This is a genomic window from Haemophilus haemolyticus (assembly GCF_003493605.1).
In the GTDB taxonomy this organism is placed as follows: Bacteria; Pseudomonadota; Gammaproteobacteria; order Enterobacterales; family Pasteurellaceae; genus Haemophilus; species Haemophilus haemolyticus_J.
Genome location: NZ_QQKA01000008.1, coordinates 71,337 through 77,402 on the forward strand (window position 1 = coordinate 71,337; position 6,066 = coordinate 77,402).

General features: G+C 38.2%; 5 protein-coding genes and 4 tRNA genes. 6 read left to right on the forward strand and 3 right to left on the reverse strand.

Going from position 1 to position 6,066, the window contains the following annotated elements; genetic code table 11:
• Positions 1-17 precede the first annotated feature (17 nt).
• Both dapF and lexA read right to left on the reverse strand, forming a co-directional pair.
• Positions 18-842, reverse strand: a complete 825-nt coding sequence (gene dapF, locus DV424_RS06740) for a diaminopimelate epimerase (protein WP_118859512.1) — start codon at positions 840-842, stop codon at positions 18-20.
• Positions 843-984: 142 nt separating this feature from the next.
• On the reverse strand, positions 985-1,608 hold the full coding sequence (gene lexA / locus DV424_RS06745) for a transcriptional repressor LexA (protein WP_005632942.1): 624 nt from the start codon (positions 1,606-1,608) through the stop codon (positions 985-987).
• A gap of 175 nt (positions 1,609-1,783) precedes the next feature.
• Here lexA and plsB point away from each other — a divergent pair, with 175 nt between their 5' ends.
• Positions 1,784-4,213, forward strand: coding sequence for a glycerol-3-phosphate 1-O-acyltransferase PlsB (gene plsB, locus DV424_RS06750; RefSeq protein ID WP_118859513.1), 2,430 nt, complete (start codon positions 1,784-1,786; stop codon positions 4,211-4,213).
• 90 nt (positions 4,214-4,303) lie between these two features.
• Here the strand turns inward: plsB and coaA are convergent, their stop codons facing one another.
• Positions 4,304-5,239 carry a type I pantothenate kinase gene (gene coaA / locus DV424_RS06755; protein ID WP_118859514.1) on the reverse strand — a complete coding sequence of 312 codons (936 nt, stop codon included), beginning with the start codon at positions 5,237-5,239 and terminating at the stop codon, positions 4,304-4,306.
• Positions 5,240-5,453: 214 nt separating this feature from the next.
• On the opposite strand from coaA, the gene DV424_RS06760 reads away from it, so the two are divergent.
• From DV424_RS06760 to DV424_RS06780, 5 genes are all read left to right on the forward strand, one after another.
• A tRNA-Thr gene (locus DV424_RS06760) sits at positions 5,454-5,529 on the forward strand.
• 29 nt (positions 5,530-5,558) lie between these two features.
• A tRNA-Tyr gene (locus tag DV424_RS06765) sits at positions 5,559-5,643 on the forward strand.
• 42 nt (positions 5,644-5,685) lie between these two features.
• Positions 5,686-5,760 (forward strand) — tRNA-Gly (locus DV424_RS06770).
• Between the two features lie 3 nt (positions 5,761-5,763).
• Positions 5,764-5,839: transfer RNA gene (locus DV424_RS06775), tRNA-Thr, on the forward strand.
• 101 nt (positions 5,840-5,940) lie between these two features.
• Positions 5,941-6,066 (forward strand): GTP-binding protein (locus tag DV424_RS06780; RefSeq protein ID WP_230589789.1); only part of this gene is annotated, 126 nt, incomplete at its 3' end.

Genomic DNA, 6,066 nt, shown 5'->3' on the forward strand with positions numbered 1-6,066 from the left:
TGATGGGGATAAGAAGATTAAAGGGTTATAAAACCATCATATACATGGGTCGCTTCGCCAGTCATATAAAGTGGATGACCAACGCCATTCCATTCAATGATTAATGAACCGCCTGGCAAATCGACTTGAACTCGATTGTTCAATAAACCTTGCATAATTCCAACTGCAACAGCTGCACAAGCTCCACTTCCACAGGCTTGAGTTTCTCCAGCACCACGTTCATAAACTCTAAGTTTAATATGCTCTTTATTGATGATTTGCATAAAACCAGCATTGACACGCTCAGGAAAACGCTCGTGACTTTCTAGCAAAGGACCAAGTTGTTCAACATTTGCAGTTTGAATATCATCTACTTGTACAACACAATGAGGATTGCCCATTGAAACGGCACCACATAAGACGGTTTGAACGTCTGTACGTAGGATGTAATTTTTCTCGAATTTATTTGCGGTAAATGGAATTTTTGCTGGTTCCCAAATAGGTTCGCCCATATTCACACGAATTTGGTTATCGTCTTTTACCGTTAGAACCATATTGCCTTTTTGCGTGCTAACCGCGATGTCTTTTTTGTTAGTTAGCCCTTTTAATGTCACAAAACGAGCAAAACAGCGGGCACCATTTCCGCATTGCGAAACTTCACTTCCATCGGCATTGAAAATGCGATAATGGAAGTCGAGTTCAGGATCATAAGGTGGCTCAACAAGCAAAAGCTGATCAAAGCCAATTCCACGGTGGCGATCAGCTAAGCGTTGAATGGTTTCTGACGTAAAAAAAACATTTTGAGTAACACCATCAACCACAACAAAATCGTTGCCTAATCCGTGCATTTTGGAAAACTGCATTTTTCCATCCTTTATTTAAATTCAAGATTAATTGCATTATAGAGAGCGGTAAAAAGAATGGCAAATTCAGAATTTTAGACGAAGAAAAGTGCGGTAAAACACAGGAAATTTTTACCGCACTTTATTCGCTAGTTTACTCAGATTACATCCAAGCATTATTACGAATGATCCCTACTGCAATGCCTTCAATCTCAAAGTTTTCTTGTTCTTCAAGATTTACCACGATTGGATCAAATTCTTCATTTTCTGCGTGTAGATAAATGATAGAACCTTTTTTCTCAAGGCGTTTTACCGTCACTTCATCTTCAATACGGGCAACGACAATTTGTCCATTACGTACATCCTTGGTGCTATGTACAGCTAATAAATCACCATCTAAGATACCAATGTCTTTCATGGATTGACCATAAACTTTTAGTAAGAAATCTGCTTGTGGTTTAAACATATCGGCATCTACACGATAAGTTGCTTCGATATGTTGTTCTGCAAGAATCGGTTCTCCAGCCGCTACGCGCCCCACGAGTGGTAAACCATCAAATTCTTCATTTGCGCTATTGTCTAAAATGCGGATACCGCGAGATGCGCCAGGAATAATTTCAATCGCACCTTTGCGTGAAAGCGCTTTTAAATGTTCTTCTGCAGCATTGGGGGATTTAAAGCCCAATTCTCGAGATATTTCGGCTCGTGTTGGTGGCATGCCTGTTGTTTCTAAATGACGTTTTAATAAATCCAACACTTCTTGTTGGCGTGCTGTTAATGGTCTCATATACACTCCTGTTTTTAAATACATATAACTGGTATTGTATACAGATTGTGTGAAGTTGCAATAGTTATTTTTTAAATCTGTGCCTTAGGTCACATTTTGTCACCAAATTTTTTTGAAGTAGTTGAGATCGGATGTGTTAAAATATTTTAAATTTACAACAAAGAGAAAATTTATCATGGCAAATTTTGTAAATATGTATCGCCAATTATTGAGCCTGCCTCTGTCAGTATTAGTGAAAAATAATCCAATTCCAGCCAATCCGATAGAAGAGCTTTCCCTCAATATTCACCAACCTGTTGTTTATGTTTTGCCTTATACCTCTCAAACAGATTTCGTTATTTTCCGTCGAAATTGTTTGGCGTTAGGTTTGCCTGATCCTGCTGAGAAAAATGAAATTGCTGGTGTGAAGTTGCCTCGTTATGTGTATTTAGATGAGGGGCGCCGCATTTTTAAATCGAAAGGTGCGAAAGATGAAACCACCACGATTTTCAATAAATACCTCGAATTACACCGCACTTCTGAGAGTTTAGATGTGCAACTTATTCCAGTTTCCGTTCTTTGGGGGCGTTCTCCTGGGCATGAAGATAAATCCGGTTTGCCTAACTTGCGCTTGTTAAATGGCATGCAAAAAACTTTTGCTGCTATTTGGTTTGGACGTGATACTTTTGTACGTTTTTCTCAAGCCGTTTCATTACGTTATATGGTGAATGAGCATGGCTCTGATGAAAAAATTGCGCAAAAGCTGGCTCGAGTGGCAAAAATGCATTTTGCCAAACAGCGTATTTCTGCCACAGGTCCGCGTTTACCAAATCGCCAAGCTATGTTTAATAAATTATTGCAATCAGAAGCAATTCAATGTGCGATTGAAGATGAAGCAAAATCGAAAAATATCAGTATTGAAAAAGCGCAAAAAGAAGCGCATAAGATTTTGGATGAAATCGCTGCTGATGTAAGTCATTCAAGTTTACGAGCCGCTGATCGTTTTTTACGTTGGCTTTGGAATAAACTTTATTCTGGTATTGATGTGCAAAATGCAGATCGTGTACGTAAATTAGCACTTGAAGGTCATGAAATTGTTTATGTGCCTTGTCACCGTAGTCATATCGACTATTTATTGCTTTCTTACGTGCTTTATCATCAAGGGCTTGTCCCGCCACATATCGCAGCAGGGATTAACTTAAATTTCTGGCCTGTGGGTAGAATGTTCCGCAGTTGGGGCGCATTCTTTATTCGCCGCACTTTTAAAGGAAACAGATTATATTCTGCAATCTTCCGCGAATATTTATCAGAGTTATTCCATCGTGGTTATTCGGTAGAATATTTTATTGAGGGTGGTCGTTCGCGCACTGGTCGTTTACTTGCGCCAAAAACGGGCATGATGTCGATGACTCTTCAAGCGTTGCAGCATAATCAAACTCGTCCAATTTCTGTTGTGCCAGTTTATGTAGGCTATGAGCACGTATTAGAGGTGGATACTTATGCAAAAGAATTACGTGGTGCGGCGAAAGAAAAAGAAAATGCAGGTTTGGTTCTTAGAGTAATAAAAAAATTACGTAATCTTGGTCAAGGTTTTGTGAATTTTGGTGAGCCAATTACGCTTTCCAACTACTTGAATCAACATTTCCCTGATTGGAAAGAGCAAAACCACGAAGAAAAACCACAATGGTTTGCTCCTGCAGTTGATTCTATATCAAAACAAGTAATGGTGAACATTAATAAAGCTGCCGCGGTGAATGCAATGAATTTAGTTGGGACGGCATTACTGTCTTCTCGTCAGCGTGCGCTTTCTCGTGAGCAACTTTTGGAACAACTGGCTAGTTACCAACAATTACTGCAAAACGTGCCTTATTCCGAAGATGTTGTATTGCCAACTGCTACGCCTGAAACGATGTTAAATCATGTATTAACACTTGATCGTGTTGGCGTGTTAGTCGAAAAAGATAACTTCGGGGAAATTGTGCGTTTGGAACGCGCATCAGCCGTGTTGATGACTTACTACCGCAATAACATTCAACACTTATTTGTATTGCCATCTTTAGTTGCAAGCATCATTTTGCATTATGAGGCGATTCAAAAAGATTTATTAGTGGAAGCTGTCGATAAGATTTATCCGTTCTTAAAAGGCGAGTTATTCTTGCACTTTAGTGAAGAAGAGTTAAAAACTCAAATTCACCAAATTATTGATGAATTTGCGCGCCAACAGGTGATTAACTCTAATGATAATTTCTTATCTATCAATAAATCGAAAGTGCGTATTTTACAACTTTGGTCTGCGGGAATGCGTGAAATCTTGCAACGTTACTACATCACAGTGACAATTTTGCAAAAACAACCAGATATTTCACGTGCAGAACTGGAAAAAGAAAGCCAACTTGTTGCACAACGTTTATCTGTATTGCATGGTATTAACGCGCCGGAGTTCTTTGATAAAGCCGTTTTTTCTATGTTCATTGCGAATTTGAAAGAGCAAGGTTATTTTGATGAATCAGGCAATGGCAATCTTGAAAAAATAGAATGTTTGGCTTCAACGCTTTCTCATTTGATTTCAACGGAAATTTGTTTGACTGTCAAAGGAACGGTTGAAAAAGCGGAAGATCACGCTTAAGTTAGATTTAAATTTTAGGAGCATCAAATGATGCTCCTTTTTTATATTGTCTATATAAGAAGTGCGGTGAATTTTTACCGCACTTTTAGTCTATTTTCTCAATTTAACTAACTCTACCTGATGGTTTTCACCTTTTGTTAGAATTAAATTTGCTCGCTCACGGGTGGGAAGAATGTTTTGATTGAGATTTAACCCGTTAATTTCATCCCAAATTTTACTTGCCGTCGCAACAGCCTCTTCTTTTGATAAACTTGCGTAATGTTTAAAGTAAGAATTAGGATCATTAAATGCACTTTCTCGGAATTTTAAAAAGCGTTTGATGTACCATTCTTTCAGTAATTTTTCTTCTGCATCGACATAAATAGAGAAATCAACAAAATCTGATACAAAGGTTTGATTTGTTTTGTTATTGCCTGTTTGAAGAACATTTAATCCTTCTAAAATGAGAATATCGGGTTTATCTACCACATCAAATTCATCAGGAATAATATCGTATGTTAAATGAGAGTAGATTGGTGCTGTAACATTGCTTTTACCTGATTTTACATCTGCTAAAAAGCGAATGAGTTTAGGTGTGTCATAAGAAATAGGAAAACCTTTCTTTTGTAAAAGATTATCTTGTTTAAGCTTGTCTAATGGATAAAGAAACCCATCTGTTGTGATGAGGTTAACCTTTCTTTCAGTTGGCCAATGAGAAAGCAGAGATTGTAGAATACGTGCTGAAGTGCTTTTCCCAACAGCAACACTGCCAGCAATACTAATTATGTAAGGTGTTTTGGCATTATTCCTGCCTAAAAAACGATGTAGTACCCTTTGGCGATGTAGATTTTCATCAATGTAATAGTTAATAAGACGAGTTAATGGTAGGTAAATCGTACTTACTTCATCTAATGAAAGGTCTTCATTAAAACCTAAAAGTGGTTTCAGATCCTGTTCTGTCAATTTTAATGGAACGGATTTACGTAATTCCGCCCATTGTTCACGATTAAAGCTTAAAAAGGGTGTTTGCTGAGTTGAAAATTCCACAATAATTTTATTTGATAGCTAAATAAACGAAGAAAAATATACTCTATAACCGGCATGTTCGCATTTATTTTTCAGTAAATTTAATAAGATTTGGTTAAAAATTCACATTTTTGCTTGTGATTTAAACGAACACGCAAAAAAAATACTTTTTTTAGAAAAAAAACTTGTCACGAAAAGTTTTTTCCATATAATACGCCTCACTTGCTTACGACATGCCGACTTAGCTCAGTAGGTAGAGCAACTGACTTGTAATCAGTAGGTCATCAGTTCGATTCCGATAGTCGGCACCATTCTTTCGTATCAAGTATTCATTTAGTGTGGAGGGGTTCCCGAGCGGCCAAAGGGGGCAGACTGTAAATCTGTTGGCTCAGCCTTCGAAGGTTCGAATCCTTCTCCCTCCACCATCTTTTAGATGAATCCTGATGGGACAGACGAATTTAGGACTTGCGGGCATCGTATAATGGCTATTACCTTAGCCTTCCAAGCTAATGATGCGGGTTCGATTCCCGCTGCCCGCTCCAAACGCTGATATAGCTCAGTTGGTAGAGCGCACCCTTGGTAAGGGTGAGGTCGGCGGTTCAAATCCGCCTATCAGCACCATCCTTCAATTCTCTTTCCTTCATTTAGAATAAATAATTTTATTGGTTAATGTGGTTTTATTTACCCATCGATAACCGTGTCTATTTAGAGGGACTCTTTAAATGTCTAAAGAAAAATTTGAACGTACAAAACCGCACGTAAACGTGGGTACAATCGGCCACGTTGACCACGGTAAAACAACTTTAACAGCAGCAATCACAACCGTATTAGCAAAACACTACGGTGGT